Source organism: Bradyrhizobium tropiciagri, from assembly GCF_018130545.1.
GTDB classification, from domain to species: domain Bacteria; phylum Pseudomonadota; class Alphaproteobacteria; order Rhizobiales; family Xanthobacteraceae; genus Bradyrhizobium; species Bradyrhizobium tropiciagri_A.
Genome location: NZ_JAFCKF010000005.1, coordinates 237225 through 259693, shown reverse-complemented (window position 1 = coordinate 259693; position 22469 = coordinate 237225). Strand labels below are relative to the sequence as shown.

The 22469-nt window shown below is 65.5% G+C and carries 20 protein-coding genes; 11 read left to right on the top strand and 9 right to left on the bottom strand.

The window, feature by feature from the left end; genetic code table 11:
* Window positions 1–39: 39 nt before the first annotated feature.
* The 7 genes from JQ616_RS22870 to soxA are packed head-to-tail and all read left to right on the top strand — an operon-like array spanning window position 40 to window position 6033.
* Entirely contained in the window at window positions 40–489 is a 450-nt protein-coding gene (locus JQ616_RS22870) for a (2Fe-2S)-binding protein (protein ID WP_212018270.1), read from the top strand.
* A 10-nt stretch (window positions 490–499) separates the two neighbouring features.
* Window positions 500–2695, top strand: a complete 2196-nt coding sequence (locus JQ616_RS22865) for a xanthine dehydrogenase family protein molybdopterin-binding subunit (RefSeq protein ID WP_212018268.1) — start codon at window positions 500–502, stop codon at window positions 2693–2695.
* A 57-nt stretch (window positions 2696–2752) separates the two neighbouring features.
* Window positions 2753–4027 carry an NAD(P)/FAD-dependent oxidoreductase gene (locus JQ616_RS22860; protein ID WP_212018266.1) on the top strand — a complete coding sequence of 425 codons (1275 nt, stop codon included), beginning with the start codon at window positions 2753–2755 and terminating at the stop codon, window positions 4025–4027.
* Window positions 4014–4469, top strand: coding sequence for a sulfur oxidation c-type cytochrome SoxX (gene soxX / locus JQ616_RS22855; RefSeq protein ID WP_212018264.1), 456 nt, complete (start codon window positions 4014–4016; stop codon window positions 4467–4469). The genes JQ616_RS22860 and soxX overlap by 14 nt, the downstream gene beginning before the upstream one ends.
* Window positions 4470–4478: 9 nt before the next feature.
* Window positions 4479–4943 (top strand): SoxY-related AACIE arm protein, encoded by a 465-nt coding sequence (locus tag JQ616_RS22850; protein WP_212018262.1) that lies wholly within the window; start codon window positions 4479–4481, stop codon window positions 4941–4943.
* On the top strand, window positions 4943–5263 hold the full coding sequence (gene soxZ / locus JQ616_RS22845) for a thiosulfate oxidation carrier complex protein SoxZ (RefSeq protein ID WP_050629677.1): 321 nt from the start codon (window positions 4943–4945) through the stop codon (window positions 5261–5263). The genes JQ616_RS22850 and soxZ overlap by 1 nt, the downstream gene beginning before the upstream one ends.
* Window positions 5260–6033 carry a sulfur oxidation c-type cytochrome SoxA gene (soxA, locus tag JQ616_RS22840; RefSeq protein ID WP_212018260.1) on the top strand — a complete coding sequence of 258 codons (774 nt, stop codon included), beginning with the start codon at window positions 5260–5262 and terminating at the stop codon, window positions 6031–6033. The genes soxZ and soxA overlap by 4 nt, the downstream gene beginning before the upstream one ends.
* Window positions 6034–6189: 156 nt before the next feature.
* Here soxA and JQ616_RS22835 read toward each other — a convergent pair whose 3' ends face one another.
* Entirely contained in the window at window positions 6190–6963 is a 774-nt protein-coding gene (locus JQ616_RS22835) for a ferredoxin--NADP reductase (RefSeq protein WP_212018258.1), read from the bottom strand.
* Between the two features lie 169 nt (window positions 6964–7132).
* On the opposite strand from JQ616_RS22835, the gene JQ616_RS22830 reads away from it, so the two are divergent.
* A complete protein-coding gene (locus JQ616_RS22830; protein WP_212018256.1) occupies window positions 7133–8329 on the top strand; it encodes an amidohydrolase family protein in 1197 nt (398 codons plus the stop codon).
* A gap of 171 nt (window positions 8330–8500) precedes the next feature.
* Here JQ616_RS22830 and JQ616_RS22825 read toward each other — a convergent pair whose 3' ends face one another.
* The 8 genes from JQ616_RS22825 to JQ616_RS22790 all read right to left on the bottom strand — a co-directional run bounded on the left by JQ616_RS22825 (window position 8501) and on the right by JQ616_RS22790 (window position 16736).
* Complete coding sequence (locus JQ616_RS22825; protein WP_212018254.1) at window positions 8501–8956, bottom strand: MarR family winged helix-turn-helix transcriptional regulator; 456 nt, start codon at window positions 8954–8956, stop codon at window positions 8501–8503.
* A gap of 15 nt (window positions 8957–8971) precedes the next feature.
* Window positions 8972–9676: an ABC transporter ATP-binding protein gene (locus JQ616_RS22820; RefSeq protein ID WP_212018252.1), complete on the bottom strand. Its 705-nt coding sequence runs from the start codon at window positions 9674–9676 to the stop codon at window positions 8972–8974.
* A complete protein-coding gene (locus tag JQ616_RS22815; RefSeq protein ID WP_212018250.1) occupies window positions 9673–10464 on the bottom strand; it encodes an ABC transporter ATP-binding protein in 792 nt (263 codons plus the stop codon). Before JQ616_RS22815 ends, JQ616_RS22820 begins: the two co-directional genes overlap by 4 nt.
* The gene (locus JQ616_RS22810; RefSeq protein WP_212018248.1) at window positions 10461–12353 is read right to left on the bottom strand and encodes an ABC transporter permease; all 1893 of its coding nucleotides are present in this window, start codon (window positions 12351–12353) and stop codon (window positions 10461–10463) included. Before JQ616_RS22810 ends, JQ616_RS22815 begins: the two co-directional genes overlap by 4 nt.
* Window positions 12354–12539: 186 nt before the next feature.
* The gene (locus tag JQ616_RS22805; RefSeq protein ID WP_212018246.1) at window positions 12540–13754 is read right to left on the bottom strand and encodes an ABC transporter substrate-binding protein; all 1215 of its coding nucleotides are present in this window, start codon (window positions 13752–13754) and stop codon (window positions 12540–12542) included.
* 27 nt (window positions 13755–13781) lie between these two features.
* The gene (locus JQ616_RS22800; protein WP_212018245.1) at window positions 13782–14366 is read right to left on the bottom strand and encodes an amino acid synthesis family protein; all 585 of its coding nucleotides are present in this window, start codon (window positions 14364–14366) and stop codon (window positions 13782–13784) included.
* 16 nt (window positions 14367–14382) lie between these two features.
* Window positions 14383–15291 (bottom strand): UPF0280 family protein, encoded by a 909-nt coding sequence (locus tag JQ616_RS22795; protein ID WP_212018243.1) that lies wholly within the window; start codon window positions 15289–15291, stop codon window positions 14383–14385.
* Window positions 15288–16736, bottom strand: coding sequence for a 6-hydroxynicotinate reductase (locus tag JQ616_RS22790; protein ID WP_212018241.1), 1449 nt, complete (start codon window positions 16734–16736; stop codon window positions 15288–15290). The genes JQ616_RS22795 and JQ616_RS22790 overlap by 4 nt, the downstream gene beginning before the upstream one ends.
* A gap of 276 nt (window positions 16737–17012) precedes the next feature.
* Between JQ616_RS22790 and JQ616_RS22785 the strand changes: the two genes are divergently transcribed.
* From JQ616_RS22785 to pncB, 3 genes are all read left to right on the top strand, one after another.
* Window positions 17013–17480: a (2Fe-2S)-binding protein gene (locus JQ616_RS22785; RefSeq protein WP_050405892.1), complete on the top strand. Its 468-nt coding sequence runs from the start codon at window positions 17013–17015 to the stop codon at window positions 17478–17480.
* Complete coding sequence (locus JQ616_RS22780; protein WP_212018239.1) at window positions 17480–21022, top strand: molybdopterin cofactor-binding domain-containing protein; 3543 nt, start codon at window positions 17480–17482, stop codon at window positions 21020–21022. Before JQ616_RS22785 ends, JQ616_RS22780 begins: the two co-directional genes overlap by 1 nt.
* Before the next feature lie 61 nt (window positions 21023–21083).
* The gene (gene pncB / locus JQ616_RS22775) at window positions 21084–22388 is read left to right on the top strand and encodes a nicotinate phosphoribosyltransferase (protein ID WP_212018237.1); all 1305 of its coding nucleotides are present in this window, start codon (window positions 21084–21086) and stop codon (window positions 22386–22388) included.
* The last annotated feature ends 81 nt before the right edge of the window (window positions 22389–22469 follow it).

Here is a 22469-nt window from a genome sequence, read left to right as displayed (position 1 = left end):
GGAGTCCAATCGGAGGATTGGACCATTCAGGGGATCGCGATGGCAAACCTCAAAATCAACGGCAAGACAATCACAGTAGACGTCGAGGACGACACCCCACTGCTCTGGGCGATCAGAGAGAATGTCGGACTGACGGGGACCAAGTACGGCTGCGGCATCGCACAATGCGGCGCCTGCACCGTGCATATCGACGGCGTCGCGATGCGCTCCTGCGGCGTCACGGTCAGCGAAGCGGCCGGCAAGGAAATCACCACCATCGAGGGTCTCGAGGTCAACGGCGTGATGCACAAGGTGCAGCTCGCCTGGATCGCGAACGACGTGCCGCAATGCGGCTATTGCCAGAGCGGCATGATCATGGCCGTCGCGGCGCTGCTGAAAGAGAACCCGAAGCCGAACGACAGCGACATCAACGACGCCATCACCAATATCTGCCGCTGCGGCACCTTCCAGCAGGTGCGCGAGGCGATCCATGCTGCCGCGAACGCGTGAGGAGGCAGCCATGAATCAGCACGTGATGCCAAAGCTCAATCGCCGCGCCTTCGTGATCGGTACGGCAACCGCCGGCCTCGCGCTCGGCCTCGATCTTCCGTTTGGTGGCCCCTCCGTGGTCCGCGCAGCCGACGGTGCACCTGAGGTCAACACGCCTGAAGTCAACGCTTGGGTCGTGATCCGGCCCGACGACACCGTGGTGATCCGCATCGCCCGCTCCGAAATGGGCCAGGGCACGCTCACCGGCCTCGCCCAGCTCGTCGCCGAAGAACTGGAATGCGACTGGTCGAAGGTCACCACCGAATATCCGACGCCCGGCCAGAGCGTCGCCCGCAAGCGCGCCTGGGGCGATTTTTCCACCGGGGGCAGCCGCGGCATCCGCACCTCGCAGGACTATGTCCGCAAGGGCGGCGCCACTGCGCGCGTGATGCTGATCCAGGCCGCGGCCAATGAGTGGAAGGTGCCGCCCGCGGAGTGCAAGGTCTCCAACGGCGTCATCACCCATACGCCGTCAGGCAGGACGACGACCTACGGCAAGGTCGCGGAAGCGGCCGCCAAGCTCGAGCCGCCGGCCGACGTCAAGCTGAAGGACCCGAAGGACTGGACCATCGCCGGCAAAGGCCTGAAGCGTCTCGACACCGTCGACAAGACCACCGGCAAGATGATCTACGGCATCGACGTCAAACTGCCGGGCATGCTGAACGCCGCGATCAAGGACTGCCCGGTGTTCGGCGGCAAGGTGAAGAGCTTTGACGAAGCCAAGATCGCCGGCATGAAGGGCGTCAAGAAGGTGGTGCCGGTCGGCGACAGCGCCGTTGCCGTCGTCGCCGACACCTGGTGGCACGCCAAGACTGCGCTCGACGCGCTGCCGATCGTCTGGGACGAAGGCGACAACGCAAAAGTCTCCAGCGAGACGATCGCGAAATGGCTGGCCGAAGGGCTCGACAATGCCCAGCCGGCCTATGTCGGTAACCAGAATGGCGACGCCAAGGCTGCGATCGCAGGCGCGGCCAAGAAGGTGGAAGCTGTCTACAGCTACCCCTACCAGAACCACGCCACGATGGAGCCGATGAACGCCACCGTGCTCTACACGCCGGACAAATGCGAGGTGTGGTGCGGCACGCAGAATGGCGAGGCGGCGTTCGCGGCGGCGCTCGAAGCTTCCGGCCTGCCGGCCGACAAGGTCGACGTGCACAAGCTGATGCTCGGCGGCGGCTTCGGCCGGCGCGGCATGACCGACTATGTGCGGCAGGCGGTGGCGATCGCCAAGCAGATGCCGGGCACGCCGATCAAGCTATTGTGGTCGCGCGAAGAGGACATGCAGCACGGCAAGTATCACCCGATCACGCAGTGCAAGCTGACCGGCGCGTTCGATGCCGACAACAATCTGGTCGCGTTGCACTACCGGCTGTCGGGTCAATCCATCCTGTTCTCGGTACGCCCCGAAGCGCTGCAGAATGGCATGGACCCCGCCGCATTCCAGGGCGTCGCGCAATCCGGCGAGGCTGCGATCGGCTATTCGGTACCGAACCTGCTGGTCGAGCATGCGATGCGCAATCCGCATGTGCCGCCGGGCTTCTGGCGCGGCGTCAACGTCAATCACAACGCGATCTACATGGAATGCTTCATAGACGAGCTGGCCCAGGCTGCAGGCCAGGACCCGCTCGAATTCCGCCGCAAGCTGATGGGCAAGCACCCCAAGCATCTCGCCGTGCTCAATGCCGTGGCCGAGAAGATCGGCTGGGGCACGCCGGCACCGCAGGGCGTCTATCGCGGAATCGCGCAGGTGATGGGCTATGGCAGCTATGTTGCCGGCGCCGCCGAGATCTCGGTGACCGACGGCAGCAAGATCAAGGTGCATCGCATCGTCGCCTCCACCGATCCCGGCTATGTCGTCAATCCGGCGCAGGTGGAGCGGCAGATCGCGGGCTCCTTCGTCTACGGCCTCAGCGCACTGTTCTATGGCGGCTGCACCGTGAAGGACGGCCGCATCGAGCAGACCAATTTCGACACCTACAACTCGATGCGCATCAACGAAATGCCGAAGGTGGAATCGGTGATGGTGCCGAGCGGCGGGTTCTGGGGCGGCGTCGGCGAGCCGACCATCGGCGTTGCGGCGCCGGCGGTGCTCAACGCCTATTTCGCCGCGACGGGAAAGCGCATCCGCTCCTTCCCGCTGCGCAACCAGAACATCTCCTTCGCCTGATCAACCGGAAGCGGCGGCCCGACTGGCCGCCGCTTCCTTATTTCCGGATTGTCGTGCATGGCCGTCTCGCGTCATCCGACGCGCAGGGATGTGATCCGTGGCGCCGCTGCCGTCGCAGCGGCGGCTGCACTTGCGCGTCCGGCGCTGGCGCAAGCGGCACCGCGCATCGCGGTGATCGGCGGCGGCTTCGGCGGCGCGGCCTGTGCGCGGGCGCTGCGGCGGCTCGATCCCAAACTCCAGATCGCGCTGATCGAGCCGAACAAGACCTTTACCGCCTGCCCGTTCAGCAACGAGGTGATCGCGGGCCTGCGTGAGCTCTCCGCGCAGCAATTCACTTACGACAAGGTTGCGGCCGACGGCATCACCGTCGCCGCGCAGGCGGCCAGCAAGGTCGATGCGCAGGCGCGCAGCATCACGCTCACCGATGGCACGACGCTGTCCTACGACCGGCTTGTGCTCGCCCCCGGCATCGACATGCGTTTCGACGCCCTGCCCGGCTATGACGAGGCGACCGCCGAGAAGATGCCGCATGCCTGGAAGGCCGGCGCGCAGACCATGCTGCTGCGCAAGCAGCTCGAGGCCATGGACGATGGCGGCCTCGTGGTGATTGCGGTGCCGGCTGCGCCGCTGCGCTGTCCGCCCGCCCCCTACGAGCGCGCCAGCCTGATCGCGCATTATCTGAAGGTGAACAAACCGAAGTCAAAAATCCTGGTGCTCGACGCCAAGGACAATTACTCGCAGCAGAAGCTGTTCGAGAAGGCCTGGGCAGAGCTCTATCCCGGCATGATCGAACGGATCGCGCTGTCGCAGGGCGGCCGCGTGACGTCGGTCGATCCGGCGACCAACGAGATCGTCACCGACTTCGGTAACTATACCGCCGCAGTCGCCAATGTGATTCCGCCACAACGAGCCGGGCGTATCGCTGAGATCGCCGGTGCCGCCGACCACACCGGCTGGTGCCCGATCGATCCGGTCAGCTTTGCCTCGAAGCTCGTGCCGAACATCCACGTCATCGGCGACGCCGCGATTGCCGGCGGCATTCCGAAATCCGCTTCCGCCGGAGCAGCGCAAGGCCGGGCCTGCGCAGCCGCGATCGTGAATTCACTTGCGGGCAAGCCGCCGGAGACACCACGGCTCGATGGCGCCTGCTACAACACGGTCGCTCCCGGCTACGCCTTCTCCCTGACGGGCATCTACCAGCCCAAGGAAGATCAATACGCCGAGGCCGAGGTGACCACGAGCCCGGTCGACGCGCCGCGAGAGGTGCGTCAGCGCGAGGCCGACCAGGCGCTCGACTGGTTCAAGACCATCACGGGAGATGCCTTTGGCTAGGCTCGCCCCCGTAACGCTGCTCGCGGCGGGACTGCTCGCTGCCTGCACGCCGGCCGGTGCCGAACAGCTGCGCCCGTACACGGTCGTGGGCGACGCAATTCCAGCGTCGCTGACGGGAACCAACGGTGACGCCACCCGCGGCCGAGCGCTGGTCGTCGAGCGTTCCTCCACTTGCATCCTCTGCCACAGCGGCCCATTTCCCGAGCAGGCGTTCCAGGGCGACCTCGCGCCGAACCTCTCCGGGAGCGGCGCACGCTGGTCGGAAGGGCAGTTACGGCTCCGCTTGGTCGATGCGTCGCACCTCAATGCGGCGACGATCATGCCGTCCTATTATCGTGTCGATGGGCTCACGCGCGTCGGCAATTCGTGGCGCGGCAAGCCGATCCTGTCGGCGGAGCAGATCGAGGATATCGTGGCGTATCTTGTGACGTTGCGGAACTAGGACCAAGTAATGGCGAATTCGGACCACACTACACGCCGCACATTCCTGGGCCTCACCGGCGGTGCCGCCGTGCTGGTGATCGTGCGCCCGGCCGATGCGACGCCGGCGATGCTGCAAGCGGCGATCCGCAACGTCGTCGGCGAGGCCAATGTGCGCGCCGGCAAGGTCAAGCTCGATATTCCGCCGCTGGTCGAGAACGGCAACACGGTGCCGATGACGGTCAGCGTCACTAGCCCAATGACCGCGGACGAGTATGTGAAGAGCATCCACGTCTTCAACGAGAAGAATCCGCAACCGAATATCGGCAATTTCCATCTCGGGCCGCGCGCCGGACGTGCGCAGGTGTCGACCCGGATCCGCCTCGCCGACAGCCAGAAGGTCACTGCCATCGCGCGCCTCTCGGACGACACCTTCTGGTCGGCAACCGCTGACGTCGTGGTGACGCTCGCCGCCTGCACCGAGGAGGCGATCTGATGCCGTCGGCCCTGATCAACGTGCCGAAGAAGGCCAAGCGCGGTGACGTCATCGAAATCAAGACGCTGATGTCGCATATCATGGAGACCGGCTATCGCCACACCGCGTCCGGCGACGTGGTGCCGCGCGACATCATCACGAGCTTCACCTGCCGCTTCAACGGCACGGAAGTGTTCCGCGCCGATCTTTATCCGGCGATCGCGGCCAATCCGTTCATCACCTTCTTCACCACGGTGACCGAGAGCGGCAAGTTCGAGTTCGAATGGATCGGCGACAAGGGATTTTCGGAGACCGCGCAGGCTTCGATCACGGTCGAATGAGGATTGGGGCCTGCATCGTGCTGCTGACGGCAATGGCGGGCGCGGCGCTCGCCACCGAGATCCCGCCCGATCAGCGCCGCTCCGGCTATAGCTTCATGAGCCCGGACACCAAGGCGATGCAGGACGAGGACACCGCCAATCCCGGCATGCTCTCGGTGCTCGACGGCGAAGCGCTATGGAAGCGCAAGGCGGGCAGCGCGGACAAGGCCTGCGCCGACTGCCACAATGATGCGCGGGTCAGCATGAAGGGCGTCGCGGCGCATTATCCCGCCTTCGCGAAGGCGCTGGGCAGGCCGGTCGACCTCGAAGGACGGATCAATCTCTGCCGCACCAATCATCAGCAGGCGTCACCCTTTGCCTATGAAAGCCGTGAGCTGCTGGCGCTGACCGCTTTCGTCGCGCAGCAGTCGCGTGGCCTGCCGATCGCAGCCGGCGACGATCCGCAGCTCGCGCCGTTCGTCGACAAGGGCCACGCGCTGTTCATGCAGCGGCAGGGTCAGCTCAATCTGGCCTGTGCGAACTGCCACGACGACAATTGGGACAAGAAGCTCGCGGGCAGCGCGATCACGCAAGGTCAGCCGACCGGCTATCCGCTCTACCGGCTGGAATGGCAATCGCTCGGGTCGCTGCAACGGCGGCTGCGCGCCTGCATCACCGGCATCCGCGCGCAGGCCTATGATTATGGCTCACCCGAGCTGGTCGAGCTCGAGCTCTATCTGATGTCGCGGGCGCGCGGCATGCCGATCGAGACACCGGCGGTCAGGCCCTAATCCGCACCAGACTATCGCAAGCGACGGGAAGCAATCCATTGCTCTCGGCTGTACCGAAAGATGGATTGCTTCACCGCTTCGGCGCAAAATTGCTGGGCAATGTTGCGCGAACTCTCCGCAATGCCGGGGCTGGAGGCCAGTGCGAAGAAACCAGGATCAGCGCTCGGCGAACGCCTTCTCGACCACGAACTGCGCAGGCTCGCCGTGATTGCCCTCGACGAAGCCGCGGCCATTCAGCAGCGTGCGGGTGTCGGCAACCAGCGCCGGCGAGCCGCAGATCATCACGCGATCATGCGCGGCATCGAGTGCCGGCAGGCCGATATCGGCGAACAGCTTGCCCGAGGTGATCAGGTCGGTGATGCGGCCACGGTTGCGGAACGGGTCGCGCGTCACGGTCGGATAGTAGATCAGCTGGTCGCGCACCAGCTCGCCGATCAGTTCGTCCTGCGGCAGCTTCTCGGTGATCATCTCGCCATAGGCGAGCTCCTTGACGCGGCGGCAGCCGTGCAGCAGCACGACCTTCTCGAAGCGGTCATAGGTCTCGGGATCCTTGATCACGCTGAGGAACGGCGCCAGCCCGGTGCCGGTGCCGATCAGGTAAAGGTTGCGGCCGTCCTCGAGGTTGTCGATGACCAGCGTGCCGGTGGCCTTGCGGCTGACGATGATCTCGTCGCCCTCTTTGAGATGCTGGAGGCGCGAGGTCAGCGGGCCGTCCGGAACCTTGATCGAGAAGAACTCAAGCGTGTCTTCATAGTTCGCGCTGGCGACGCTGTAGGCACGCAGCAGCGGCTTCTCGCCGACCTTGAGCCCGATCATCGTGAACTCGCCGTTGCGGAAACGGAACGACGGATTGCGCGTGGTCTTGAAGGAGAACAGCGTGTCGGTCCAGTGGTGGACGCTGAGGACGCTTTCCTGGTTGAAATTGCTCATCGCACCAATCCCTGATTTGTGCTGCGGCGGGGAAGGACTTGAACCCTGTTGACCGGCCGGATCGTTTGTATACGATCATTCGTATACAAACGAATAATCCGGCTTGATCCAAAAGTCAAGCCGGGCTCAAATTCCCGGGCAATTCGGCAGAAACAGAAGGAAAACACCCATGGCTCACGACGCGCCCCAGGCCGCCGGCCCCAGCAAGCTGGTGATCCGCAATATCGGGCTCTTGCTGTCGGGAGCGCTGGAGAAGCCGATCCTGGATGCCGATACCATCGTCGCCGAGAACGGCAAGATCACTGCAATCGGCCGCCTCAAGGACGTCGACACCGAAGGCGCCACCACGATCGTCGACGCCATGGGAACGACGGTCGCGCCCGGCCTGATCGACAGCCACGTCCACCCCGTCGCCGGCGACTGGACGCCGCGGCAGAACCAAATCAACTGGATCGACAGCTATCTGCATGGCGGCGTCACCACCATGATCTCCGCCGGCGAGGTGCACATGCCCGGGCGGCCGCGCGACGTGGTCGGCGTCAAGGCGATGGCGATCTTCGCGCAGCGCGCGTTCTGGACCTTGCGGCCGGGCGGCGTGAAGGTGCATGCCGGCGCGCCCGTGATCGAATGCGAGATGGTCGAGGACGATTTCAAGGAAATGGCCGCGGCCGGCGTCAAGCTGCTCGGCGAGGTCGGGCTCGGCGGCGTCAAGGACGGCCCCACTGCACGCAAAATGGTCGGCTGGGCGCGCAAATACGGCATTCAAAGCACGATCCACACCGGTGGCCCGTCGATCCCGGGCTCCGGCTTGATCGACAAGGACGTGGTGCTGGAGGCCGACACCGACGTGGTCGGCCACATCAATGGCGGCCACACTGCGCTGCCCGACGACCAGATCCGCTGCATCTGCGAGGGCTGCAAGCGCGGACTCGAGCTGGTGCATAACGGCAATGAACGCTCGGCGCTGTTCACGCTGCGCACCGCGCGCGAGATGGGCGATCTGCACCGTGTCATCCTCGGCACCGACGCGCCCGCCGGCTCCGGCGTGCAGCCGCTCGGCATTCTGCGCATGGTGTCGCTGTTGTCTTCGCTCGGCGAGCTGCCTGCCGAGCTCGCATTCTGCCTGGCGACCGGCAATACCGCGCGGATGCGCGAGCTCGATTGCGGCCTGATCGAGGTCGGTCGCTCGGCCGATTTCGTGCTGATGGACAAGGCGCAGCATTCGCCGGGCAAGAACATCCTGGAGAGCGTTCAACTCGGCGATCTCCCGGGCATCGGCATGACCATCATCGATGGCATCGTCCGCACCCAGCGCAGCCGCAACACCCCGCCCGCGGGAAAAGTACCGGAGATCGTGGCGAAGTAGGCGGCGGCAGGCGCCCCGTCATCCTGAGGAGCGCCAACGGGTCCGCGCAAAGCGCGGCCCGATGACAGGCTCCGCGCGTCTCGAAGGATGTACGGCCCGGCTGGTGGCCGTCGCCCCTTCGAGACGCCGCGCTTCGCGCGGCCCCTCAGGGTGACGGTGATGGATTTGGAATCACCGCAGCTTCTCGAGCAGCGCCATCAGCGTCTCGCGTTCCTTGGCGTCGAGCGGTGCCAGCGTTTCCCGGGAGATCACGAGCGCATTCGGCGCGGCCTTGTCGGCCATCTGCTGGCCGGCGCGCGTCAAACTCACCAACAGCCTTCGGCCGTCGTCGGGATCGGGCGAGGTCTCGGTCAGGCCGCGCGCGGTCAGGCGATCGATCACGCCCTTGATGGTCGCAACGTCCATCGAGGTCAGCCGCCCCAGTTGGTTCTGCGAGCAGGCGCCGACCTCCGACAGCTTCGACAGCGCCGCCCATTGCGTCGGCGTCAAATTGATGCCGATCTCGCGGGCGAAGATCACGGCGTGCCGCTGCGACACTTGGCGCAGGATGAAGCCGATCTGCTCGTCCAGCACGTAGCCGGGCTTGGTCGCCTTGACGCTTCGCTTCTGTACAGCGCTCCTCGCCATTGTCCACCCCGCCCGTTACAGCGACAGATGCGCGTCACGGATATCCGGACGCGCATCGAGTTCCGCCATGGTGCCGCCAAAACAGATCCGGCCGCGCTCGATGATGTAGGCGCGATCCGAGATCAGCCGGGCGAAATGCAGATTCTGCTCTGACACGACGATGCTGACGCCCTCTTTCTTCATCGCCAGGATCGCATCGACCATCTGCTCGACGATCTTGGGCGACAGGCCTTCCGAAGGCTCATCGAGCAGCACCAGCGACGGGTTGCCCATCAGCGTGCGCGCGATCGTCAGCATCTGCTGCTCGCCGCCGCTCATGCGCCCGCCGGGCCGGCCGCGCATCTCGCCGAGATTGGGAAACAGCTTGAACAATTTCTCGCGGTCCCATTGCGGCGCGCCCGCCCGCTTCGGCTGGCGGCCGACCTCGAGATTTTCCTCGACCGTCAAATCCGTGAAAATACGCCGCTCCTCCGGCACATAGCCGAGCCCGCCGCGCACGATCGCATGCGTCGGCAGCTCCGAGACGTCCCTGCCCTCGAACATCACGCGGCCGGAGCGGTTCTCGACCAGGCCGACGATGGAACGGAACGTGGTCGACTTGCCGGCGCCGTTGCGGCCAAGCAATGCCACCACCTCACCCTCGCCGACCTCGAGCGCGATGTCGAACAGGATATGCGCCGGGCCATAGAAGCTGTTGAGATCCTTCACCGTGAGCTTCATGCCGATGCTCCCTCGCGGTGCCGGGCGTCATAGAGCAGGCCTTCGCCGAGATAGATCGCCCGCACCTGGGCGTTGCCGCGGACCTCTTCGGGCGAACCTTCGGCGATCAACGTACCGCGGTTCAGCACGAGGATGCGGTCGGCATGCTCGAACACCACGTCCATATCGTGTTCGGTGAAGAGAACGCCGATCGACTGCTCGCGCGCGATCCGCGCCGTCAGCCGCATGAGCTCGACGCGCTCGCGCGGCGCCATGCCGGCGGTCGGCTCGTCCATCAAGAGCAATTTTGGCTGGTTGGCGAGCGCGATCGCAAGCTCCAGCCGCTTGACGTCGCCATAGGCAAGCTCGCCGCAGGGCCGCTCCGCATAGGCGCCCATGCCGACCAGATCGAGCAGCCGCCCGGCTTCGTCGCGCGCCTGACGCGCAGTCGAGGCCCACAGATTGCACAGCTGCCCGCCATGCGAGACAAGCGCGACCTGCACGTTCTCGCGCACCGTCATGGTCGGGAATGTCGCCGCGATCTGGAAGGTGCGACCGACACCCATCCGCCAGATCACGCGCGGCTTCTTGCCGGTGGTCTCGGCGCCCAGCACGCGGATGCGGCCGCTGTCGGGGATGTTCTGGCCGTTGAGCATGTCGAAGCAGGTGCTCTTGCCCGCGCCATTCGGCCCGATCAGCGCCAGGATCTCGCCAGCGCGCAGTTCGAACGAGACGCCGCGCACGGCATGCACGCCGCCATAGGATTTGGTCAGCCCCTCGACCGACAGCAATGTGGGGACCATGCTCATTCTGCGCTCTCGATGCGGGAGGTCAGCAATGGCGACGACGCCGATGACGAGGATTTGCGGCGGCGATGCATGAAGGCTTCCAGCGTGCCGACGATACCCTTGGGGAACGCAACCACGATCAGCACCACAAAGCCGCCGAGCACGAGCTTGGAGAGATCGGTCTGGCTGACCAGCCAGATGTTGAGCGCCTTGTAGACGATGGCGCCGACCACCGCGCCCGACACCGTCTCGACGCCCCCGAGCAGCACCATGACCAGCGCATCGACCGAGAGCGAGATACCCATATTGTCGGGGAATACACTGCCCTTGAGATAGGCGAACAGCGCGCCGGCAAGACCCGCGACCGTGCCCGCGATCACGAAGGCGGTCCACTGGATGCGCTTGCCGTTGATGCCGACGGCTTCGCTGCGCAGTGGAGAGTCGCGCGTGGCGCGCAGCGCGAAGCCGAACGGCGAGAACACGATGATGCGCAGGATCACCACCGCGAGCGCGGCGACGCCGAGCGACAGCCAGTAGAAATGCGACGGGCTCGCCGCCCATTTTTCCGGCCAGACGCCGAGAATGCCGTTGTCGCCGCCGGTGACCGACACCCACTGGAACGCGATCGACCAGACGATCTGCGCGAAAGCCAAGGTGAGCATCGCGAAATAGACGCCCGAGAGCTGCACCGCGAAGAAGCCGAACACTGCCGCGCCCAATAGTCCGAGCAGCGGGCCGAGCAGCAGGCAGGCAATCATCGGCAAGCCGGCCATCTTGGCGAGCAGCGCCACACCATAGGCGCCGAGACCGAAATAGGCGGCGTGGCCGAACGAGGCGAGCCCGCCGACCGACATCAGGAAGTGCAGGCTGACCGCGAAGATCACGAAGATCGCAATCTCCGAGCCGACGGTGAGCAGATAGTTGCCGCCGACGAATGGCAGGGCGGCGGCGACCACGAGCACGGCGATCGCGGCAAGTCGTTCATTCGTGGTCAGCGGCCGCCACGGATTGACGGTCAGGCCCGGCGTACGCCGTGCCGGCGCCTCCGGCTTGCCGAACAGGCCCCACGGTCGGACGATCAGCACCACCGCCATCACCAGGAACACCAGGATGATGGAGATCTTCGGGAAGATCAGGATGCCGAAGGCGTTGAGCTCCGACACCAGCACCGCCGCGACGAAGGCGCCGATGATGCTGCCGAGGCCGCCGATCACGACCACGACGAAGACCTCGACGATGACGCGCAGATCCATCGCGTGGTTGACCGCATCGCGCGGGATCTGCAGCGCGCCGCCGAGCGCGGCGAGGAAGACGCCGAGCGCGAACACGCTGGTGAACAGCCATTTCTGATTGACGCCGAGCGCTGCGACCATGTCGCGGTCCTGCGTCGCCGCACGCACCAGGACGCCCCAGCGGGTGCGCTGGAACAACAGCCAGAGCACGCCGAGCACCACCGGCCCGAGCACGATCAGGAACAGATCGTAGCTTGGAATGTTCTGGCCGAAGAAATCGATCGCGCCCTTGAAGCCGGGCGCGCGGCGGCCGACCAGGTCGTCCGGGCCCCAGATCAGCACCACCAAGTCCTCGACCATCAGCGTCAGGCCGAAGGTCGCGAGCAATTGAAACAGCTCGGGCGAATGATAGATCCGGCGCAGCAGCACCATCTCGACCAGCACGCCGATCGCCGCGACGACGAGCGCCGCAACGACGATGCCGCCCCAGAAGCCGAACGCGCCCGAGAAGCGCTCGGTCAGCGTGAACGCGACATAGGCGCCGAGCATGTAGAACGCGCCATGCGCGAAGTTCACGATCCGCGTCACGCCGAAGATGATCGACAGACCCGATGCGACCAGGAACAGCGACGCCGCGCTGGCAAGACCGGTCAGGAACTGGACGACGTAGAAGGCCATGGGCGGTCCGCGTTGGAGATAACAAGCGTCACTTTCCTTAACCTCGCCCCGCTTGCGGGGAGAGGTCGAAACTCAAGCGCCAGCTTGAGTTTCGGGTGAGGGTGACTCTCCGCGAACACAACTCGTGGAGATAGCCCCTCACCCCGCCCCTCTCCCCGCAAGAGCGGGGCGAGGGAGAAGATGAGATCAATCCTTCGGCCGCAGCTTCTCGATCTCGGCATCGCTCGGCAGATAATCCGAGCCCTTGCGATAGGCGGTATCGACCATGATGCCCTTGCCGTCCTTCAGCGCGGTCTTGCCGGTGAAGGCGCCAAGCGTCGACTGGTGATCGATCTTGCGGAAGGTGATCTCGCCGAACGGCGACGGCATCGAGATGCCCTCCGCCGCCGCGATCAGCTTCTCCGGATCGCTCGAGCCGGCCTTGGCGAGGATCGCCGCCGCTGCCTTGATGGTCTGGTAGCCGACGATGGAGCCGAGCCGCGGATAGTCGTTGTATTTGGCCTGGTAGGCCTTCAGGAACGCGTCGTGCTCCGGCGTCTTGATCGAGTACCAGGGATAACCGGTGACGATCCAGCCCTCCGGCGTCTCGTCCTTCAGCGGGTCGAGATATTCCGGCTCGCCGGTCAGGAAGCTCACCACCGTGCGGCCCTTGAACAGGCCGCGGGTGTTGCCCTCGCGCACGAGCTTGACGAGGTCGGCACCGAAGGTGACGTTGAGGATCGCTTCCGGGTTCGCCGCGGCAGTCGCCTGCACCACCGGACCGGCGTCGATCTTGCCCTGCGGCGGCCACTGCTCGTCGACCCATTGGATATCGGGCCGCTTCTCCGACATCAGCTTCTTGAACACTGCGACCGCCGACTGGCCGTATTCGTAGTTCGGCGCGATCGTCGCCCAGCGTTTTGCGGGCAGCTTTGCCGCCTCCTCCACCAGCATCGCGGCCTGCATGTAGTTGGAGGGACGCAGGCGGAAGGTGTAGCGATTACCCTTCGACCAGGTGATCGCGTCGGTCAGAGGCTCCGCGGCGAGGAAGAACACCTTCTTCTGATTGGCGAAGTCAGAGACGGCGAGACCGATATTGGAGAGGAACGTGCCGGTGAGCATCGCGACGTTTTCGCTCGACACCAGCTCGTTGGCCGCGGTCTGCGCGTCCGCCGGCTTGCCGCCGTCATCCTTGGAAATGACGACGAGCTTCTTGCCGTTGATGCCGCCGGCCGCGTTGATCTCCTCCACCGCAAGCTGCCAGCCCTTGCGATAGGGCTCGGTGAACGCCGGCAGCAGCGAATAGGAGTTGATCTCGCCGATCTTGATTTCACTCTGCGCCGAGGCCTGCGTCGTCATGGCGCTCGTTGCCATGGCCGCGACCGCGATCGCCAATCCCGCCCCTACGAAATAACCACGCATCCCGTCCTCCAGTTTTCTTGAAAGAGATTATCGCAATCCGTCTTCGCCTTTGACTTCAGAAACCGTCAGCCCGCCGACGCGGGGCAGCGGCCGACCGCTGTCGGTCACCGCGACCGCGACCATGATCTCGTTGGCCCGCGGCGCGTCGTTGATCTGCACCTCCATGCCGTCGAAATGGCTGCGCACGAAGGCGGCATCCTTGTGCCCGAGCGGAATATCCAGCGTGGTGCCGGGGCCCGAGCGCTTCTTCGACGACGGGATCAGCGCCGCGCCCTTCGACAGCACCTTGCGCACCGGCGCACCCATCTTCGGATGCAGGATCGCGGCCGCATGCTCGAGCTCGCCATTCTCGCCAACGGCGGCGGCTTTGCCGTAGCTGTGCGCCTTGGCGCCGTCGATGCCGAGCGCGACGACCGCCCGCTTGGAGAGCAATTCACCGAGTTCCTCGCCGATCGCGATCAGCGGCGACAGATCTTCGACATAGCGGCCGGCAAAGGGGTTTTCGATCACGGCAATCGCGGCGGCGCGCCTTGTCGGCGGCGCGATGGTCTTGCCCATCTCCAGATGGGTCTCCTCGACCACGGTGACGATCTTGCGAATGACGGCGCTCATCTTGCCTCGCTCCCGGTCATGCCTGCAGCATGTTGTTTATCGTTCGTCCCTGAAACGCGTGCGACGCCGGCGCGCCAAACCCAGTTGCACCGACAATTCGCGTTTCGCCCAGTAGACGCAATGCCGCGCCCTCGATCAATCCCGACGTCAGGAGCATGCGCGCCCGCGCCGCCCCCGCCTCGAGCGCCTGCTCGATCTCGTGTTCCGCAAGGCGCCCCACATCCCGCGTCACCAGCCGCGCGCCAAGATCGCTATCCGGCTGCAATTCGCTCGCCGGAACCCGCAGGATCGCGGGATGCCCCGGCAGATCAACCGCATTCGCGATCACCGTCGCGGCGGCATCGGCCTGCGACGCCGTCCGCGCCAGCACGGTGACGGCATCGGCGATACCTAGCGAGAAGCTGCGGCCGTGGCGGCCGCTGGTCGCGATGCCGCGGACCGGCATGTCGGCATCGACCGATATCGTGCGCATCACGCCATCACGATCGGGCCGGTCCATCAGGCCGACGATGAATTGTTCGCCGTCGGCGAGATGTAAGGCGATGTCGCCACCATTATTAACATAGGCGCGATCGAGCGTTGCCGACTGCAAGATCGCGCCGAGGATTTCCTCGGCAACCGACCCTGCGACCGCCGCCATCGGCGTGATGAAGCAATCGGCGACGAACGGCGCGACCGCCGCATGCATGCGCCGCGCGACCACACCATTCAGCGCGCAATGGCTGGGATCGGCCGGGCTACGCAGCTCGGCCAATTCCGCGCAGAGTTCGTCAAGCAAGCCGGTGAAACGCTCAGCCGCAGCCTGATAAGCAGCGACGACGTCCGCGTCCCTGCCTTTGGCCTCGATCACCAGATCAATCGGACCGTCCTGCAAATGCAGCCGCTTACCGTCAGGAAGAAGCGCGATTTGCGGGAGCCGGCTCATGCGCGCCGTCCTGGCAGATGCGGCATCGGCCGGACCTCGGCGCTGTCCCGCAGCGATGACAGCGGCCGGACATAGTCCATATGGCCGCCGAGCGCCGCATAATCGGACATCCGCATCGTGAACTCGATCGGCGCCACCAGCGCTGGAGTCGGCACGTAACCGAAGGCACCGGCCGGCATCTGCGTGACATCGACCATGTAGGTGATGCCGCCGCCCGGCCAGACATAAACCGGCGCGCCGCCGCTTGTGACCCTTGTAAGCGCGTCCTTGACCGAGCGCGTCAGCCGCACCGGATTGTCGGTGACGCCGGCGCGCAACGATCCGCCCGCGCCGCCCATGAATAGCACGGTGCACAGCGCCGGTTCGCAATTCTCCTGGATGCGCTCGACGGAGAATCTGAGATCCGCCGGCATCTCGGTCTCGACCGGCTTCAAGGCCTCGTCGAGCACGTAATAGGACGCATGCTCGCCAGTCGTCGACACCATCAGCATGGTGAGCCCGGGCCGCGCCTCCTTGGCATTGAAGGGGCCGAGGATCGACAGCGGATCGGAGATATTGGTGCCGCCCCATCCGGTGCCGGGATCGGCGACCTGGAAGTAGCGGCCGGGCGTCGAACGCCGGCCCTTCATCTTGATGCCGGTGTCGGCGATGTCGAGCAGCTTGCCGGCCTGATGCTCGCTCAGCACGCCGGTGATGTGGTCGTCGACCACGACCACCTCGTCGACCTTGCCGTGCCACTGCTTGGCGAACATGCCGATCGTCGCCGAGCCGCAGCCGACCCGCATGCGCTCTTCCGCCACACCGTTGACGATCGGCGGCTTGCCCGCCTGCACCACAACGGTGGCGCCGCCATCGATGGTCAGCTCAACCGCCTTGCAGTTGGAGAGATCCATCAGCGTGTCGCAGGTGACGCGGCCCTCCTTCTTGGAGCCGCCGGTCAGATGATGCACGCCGCCGAGCGAAAGCATCTGCGAGCCATATTCGCTGGTCGTGACGTGGCCGACCGCCTCGCCGTCCGCGCGCACAGTCGCGGTCTCCGGGCCGAGATAGCGGTCGGTGTCGATCTTCACCTTGACGCCGCAATAGGAGAAAATGCCCTCGGTCACGACGGTGACCATGTCGACGCCGTCGACCTCGGACGACACGATGAAAGGCGCCGGCTTGTAGTCCGGATAGGTGGTTCCGGCGCCGATCGCGGTGACGAAGAGTTCGGGCTGACGGACGATCTTGCCGTCCCAGTCGCCGCTCACCTGGAACGGCACCAGCTTGCCGCCATGCGAGACGGTGCGCTCCAGCACGACATGCGGATCGACCCGCACCAGCGTGCCGTCGTGGTTGGCGTAGCGATCGCAGGCGCCGGCCGCGCCCGGCTTGATGTAGCACATCACCGGACAGGCATCGCAGCGGATCTTGTCGCCGGCGGCGACGGTCAATGTGTCAGCCATCGTGACCAAGCCTGGACTTGTGGTGGCGGTCGATCATACTGCGCTTCCGCCTCCCTGCCTATATCGTTCGTATACGAATGATCCTGCGCGCGAGCCTCAAGCCTGTCAAGCGGCCTTTGCAATCAAACCCTGCCATTCGCTTGCGCACCCTGTTCATAAAGCGTGCACTCGCTGCAGCGCGGCATGCCGCCGCTTGCACGTTTGTATACAAACGTTATCCTCATTCGCGATTGGACGCTGACATTGCAGCGCAAACATCAGGGGAGAACCGGAGCAATGCGCCTGACCGTGAACGGCAGGAATCATGACGTCGATGCCGCTCCCGACACCGCATTGCTTTACGTGCTGCGCAACGACCTCGCATTGAACGGACCGAAATATGGCTGCGGGCTCGGCGAGTGCGGCGCCTGCGCGGTGCTGATCGACGGCGTCGCCGCGCGCGCCTGCGTGATCCCGATCGAAGGCTGCGCGGGGCGCAGCATCGTCACGCTCGAAGGTCTCGGTAGTCGCGAGCACCCGGATCCGGTGCAGGATGCCTTCATCCGCGAACAGGCCGCGCAGTGCGGCTATTGCCTCAACGGCATGATCATCACCACCAAGGCGCTGCTCACGCGCAACCCAAATCCATCCGAGCACGAGGTGCTGGAAGCGCTGCGCTACAATCTCTGCCGCTGCGGCGCGCATATCGAGATCATCCGCGCGGCGATGCGCGCCGCCGGCCACGCGCTCGAGGCGCGCGATTGATGGCGGACGCACGCTTTCCAGAGCAACGCAAGCCTGGCTCGCTGTCCGTCGTTCGCCCCGCGGTGCTCGGCACCGAAGGCGCGTTCGAGACCTTCATCACGATCACATCAGACGGTTCAGTCAACGCCTATAACGGTCATGTCGATCTCGGCACCGGCATCCGCACCGCGCTCGGACAGATCGTCGCCGAAGAGCTCGACGTCTCCTTTGCCCGCGTGGTCGTGATCCTCGGCGATACGGCGGTGGTGCCGAACCAGGGCGCAACGATCGCGAGCGAGACGATCCAGATCACCGCTGTCCCCTTGCGCAAGGCCGCCGCGCAAGCGCGACATTTTCTGCTCGCGCGCGCGGCCGAGCGACTGGAGCTGCCGGCCGACGAGCTCACGATCGAAGACGGCCTGATCCGCGGTCACGACAACCGCAGCGTCAGCTATGGCGAGCTGATCGCGGACGAGACGATCCGGCTCGAGCTTGCCGATGACGTACCGGTCAAGGCAGTCGACACCTATTCGGTCGTCGGCAAGTCGGTGCCGCGGGTCGACTTGCCGGCGAAGGCCACCGGCGAACTCGTCTATGTCCACGATGTGCGCGTGCCCGGCATGCTGCATGGCCGTGTCGTTCGTCCGCCCTATGCCGGTGTCGATGCCGGACCGTTCGTCGGAACCAGCCTGATCGCGGTCGATGAGGCCTCGGTGCGGGATATTCCCGGGCTGGTCGCGGTGGTGCGGATCGGCGATTTCGTCGGCGTCGTCGCCGAGCGCGAGGAGAATGCGATCAAGGCCGCCGCACAGCTCAAGGTGAGTTGGAAGCCGGGACCTGAGCTGACCGATCTCTCCGACATCGAGCAAGCGCTGCGCGCCAATCCATCGACGCCACGCCAGCTGATCGATAAGGGCGACGTGGATGCCGCGATCAAGGCCGCTGCCAAGCCGATGCAGCGGACATACGTCTGGCCGTACCAGATGCACGGCTCGATCGGCCCGTCCTGCGCGGTCGCCGACTACGGCGACGGTGCAATCCGCGTCTGGTCCGGCACCCAAAACCCGCACATCCTGCGCGGCGATCTGGCGCTCTTGATCCAGCGGGCTGAAGCCGAGATCGAAGTGATCCGGATGGAGGCCGCCGGCTGCTACGGCCGCAACTGCGCCGACGATGTTTCCGCCGATGCATTGCTGCTGTCGCGCGCCGTCGGCCGCCCCGTGCGCGTGCAGCTCACCCGCGAGCAGGAGCATGCGTGGGAGCCGAAGGGCACCGCGCAGCTGATGGACGTCAATGGCGGCCTCAACGCCGACGGCAGCGTCGCCGGCTATGATTTCAATACGCGCTATCCTTCGAACGGCGCGCCGACCTTGGCGCTGCTGCTTACCGGGCGGATCGCGCCGACGCCTGCCGTGTTCGAGATGGGCGACCGCACCGCGATCCCGCCCTACGACTACGAGAACATGCGCGTGGTCGCCAACGACATGCCGCCGATCGTGCGCGCGTCGTGGTTTCGCGGCGTGTCGGCGCTGCCCAACACCTTTGCGCATGAATCCTACATCGACGAGCTTGCGGCCGAAGCCGAAGTCGATCCGATCGAATACCGGTTACGCTACCTCAAGGACAAACGCGCGATCGACCTCGTCAACGCAGTCGCTGAGCGCGCCGGCTGGACGCCGCGCCCGGTGTGGAAAGAGCCCGAGGCGGACGGCGACATCGTCCGCGGCCGCGGCTTCGCTTATGCGCTCTACGTGCACAGCAAGTTTCCGGGCTACGGCGCGGCATGGTCGGCGTGGATCGCCGACGTCGCCGTCAACAAGGCGACCGGCGATGTCAGCGTGACGCGCGTCGTCGCCGGCCAGGATTCCGGATTGATGATCAATCCGGAGGGCGTGCGGCATCAGATCGAAGGCAACGTCATCCAGTCGACCAGCCGCGCGCTGATGGAGCAGGTCTCCTTCGAGCGCGGAGCGGTGACGGCGCGGGAATGGGGCGCCTACCCCATCATCAAATTCCCCGAGCTCCCTGAGATCGATGTGCTGATGCTGCCGCGGCAGGACCAGCCGCCGCTCGGTGTCGGCGAGTCCGCCTCGGTGCCGAGTGCGGCTGCGATTGCCAATGCGATCTATGATGCAACCGGCGTCCGCTTCCGCGAGCTTCCGTTCACACCCGAGCGCATTTTGAAAGGCCTGCGCGGCGAGCAGCTTGTCGCGCCGGCGCCGCTTCCGCCGCCCACGCAGCCGGCGGACCTCAATCGATGGCCGAATCCGTTTGCGAGGCGCGGCGGCATGCTCGCCGGCATGGCCGCGCTCTGCGCCGCGGCGATCGGGATCGGCGCGGCCGTGCTGCCCTGGCGCGCGATCGCGCCGATCGCCCGGCCCGATGCCTCGGTCTATTCCGCCGCAACGATCGCGCGCGGCAAGGAGCTTGCGGCGCTCGGCGCCTGCGCCGTCTGCCATACCTCGGAGCATGGCATAGCGAACGCCGGCGGCCGGCCGCTCGAGACGCCGTTCGGCACGATCTACACCACCAACATCACGCCCGATGTCGACACCGGCATCGGTGCCTGGTCCTATCCCGCCTTCGAGCGCGCGATGCGCGAGGGCATTCATCGCGACGGGCGCCATCTCTATCCGGCGTTTCCCTACACGCATTTCGCCAGGACCAGTGATGCCGACCTGCAGGCGCTCTATGCTTATCTGATGGCACAGACGCCGGTGCGCGCCGAGACGCCGGCGAACGCGCTGGCCTTTCCGTTCAACCTCCGGCCGCTGCTCGCCGGATGGAATGCGCTATTCCATCAGCCGAACCCACTCCAACCCGATCCCTCGAAATCGGCAGTCTGGAATCGCGGCGCCTATCTGATCGAAGGTCTCGGCCATTGCAGCGCCTGCCACTCGCCGCGCAATGCGCTCGGCGCCGAACGGCAAGCCGCCTATCTCGCCGGCGGCTTCGCTGAGGGCTGGGAAGCGCCGGCGCTGACATCGTTATCGAAGGCGCCGATTCCCTGGAGCGAGGACGAGCTCTTCGCCTATCTGCGCACCGGCGAGTCGCGCCTGCACGGCGTTGCCGCGGGACCGATGGCGCCGGTCGTGCAAGAGCTCGCCGCGCTGCCCGACCAGGATATCCGCGCGATGGCGGTCTACCTCGCCTCGTTCAACGAGGGCACCGACCGACCGGCGCACGATGCGTTGGCCGCCAAACTCGAGACAAGCACCGCCGTCACCACCGCCGCGTCGGCAGGTGCCCGAATCTATCAAGGCGCCTGCGCCGTCTGCCACGAGGTTGGCGGCCCGCCGCTGTTCGGCAGCCGGCCGTCGCTGGCGCTCAACAGCAATCTGCACAGCGACGCGCCGGACAATCTGATCCAGGTGATCCTGCACGGCATCGCCAAGCCGGCCGTGACCGACCTCGGCTACATGCCGGCCTTCAAGGACAGCATGACCGACGGCCAGGTCGCCGAGCTCGTCTCCTTCCTCCGGCGGCAGTTTGCCCCCGGCAAGCCGGCCTGGACCGACGTCAGCGCCACCGTCGGCCGTATACGGCAGACCATAGCGCGCTGACCTGCCATGTTCCGCCCGATACCCACTGGGCGGGCGCCGCGGGGCAGGCTAAGGTTCCCGCATGACCGTGACAGACATCGCGACCCGGACCTACAACCACGGCTGGCGGCTCGACCCAATCGTGCGCAGCCTGCTGGACACCGATTTCTACAAGCTGTTGATGCAGCAGATGATCCGGGAATGCTATCCGGACACCCGCACGACCTTTTCGGTGATCAACCGCTCGACCCATATCCGGCTCGCCGAGGTCATCGACGAGGGCGAGTTGCGCGCCCAGCTCGACCACGCCCGCACCATCCGCTTCTCCAAGAAGGAGCTGATCTGGCTCGCCGGCAACACGTTCTACGGCAAGACCCAGATGTTCTCGCCTGATTTCATCAACTGGCTCGCGGCCTTCCGCCTGCCCGAATATGAGCTGCACAAGGTCGACGGCCAGTATGAGCTGCATTTCCACGGCCCGTGGACCCACACCACGATGTGGGAGATCCCGGCGCTCGCGATCCTCAACGAGTTGCGCTCGCGCGCGGCAACCAAGGCCTATGGCCGCTTCGCGCTCGATGTGCTCTATGCCCGCGCCAAGGCCAAGCTGTGGGCCAAGGTCGAGCGGCTGCGCAAGCTCGACGGATTGCGGCTGTCCGATTTCGGCACGCGCCGCCGCCACGGCTTCCTGTGGCAGCGCTGGTGCGTCGAGGCGGTGAAGGAAGGCCTCGGCCCGTCCTTCACCGGAACGTCGAACGTGCTGCTGGCGATGGACAACGATCTCGAGGCGATCGGCACCAATGCGCATGAGCTGCCGATGGTCGCCGCCGCGCTCGCCAACGACGACGAGGCGCTGCGCTGGGCGCCCTATCGCATCCTCGACCAATGGCGCCACACCTATGGCGGTAACCTGCTGATCGCCCTGCCCGATGCCTTCGGGACAAAACCGTTCCTGCGCGACGCGCCCGACTGGGTCGCCGACTGGACCGGCTTTCGTCCCGACAGCGCGCCGCCGATCACCGCCGGCGAAGAGATCATCAAGTGGTGGAAGCAGAAGGGCCGCGATCCCAAGGAGAAGCTCCTGGTGTTCTCGGACGCGATGGATGTCGGCTCGATCGAGGACACGTTCCATCACTTCAAGGGCCGCGTGCGCGTCAGCTTCGGCTGGGGCACCAACCTCACCAATGATTTCGTCGGGTGCGCGCCCGACGGCACCGCCGCGCTCGATCCGATCTCGATCGTCTGCAAGGTGACGTCGGTCGACGGCCGCCCGGCCGTGAAACTCTCCGACAATCCGGAGAAAGCGACCGGCATCCCCACAGAGGTCGAGCGCTATTTGCGCGTGTTCGGCAATGTCGGCCGCGTTCGTACCGCAGTTCACGTTTAACAAAGCGTTTTCAAGCGAAGTGGACACCGGTTCGCGTGAAGAAAACGCGTCAAACAAAAGACTCCGAACCCACCATCCTCA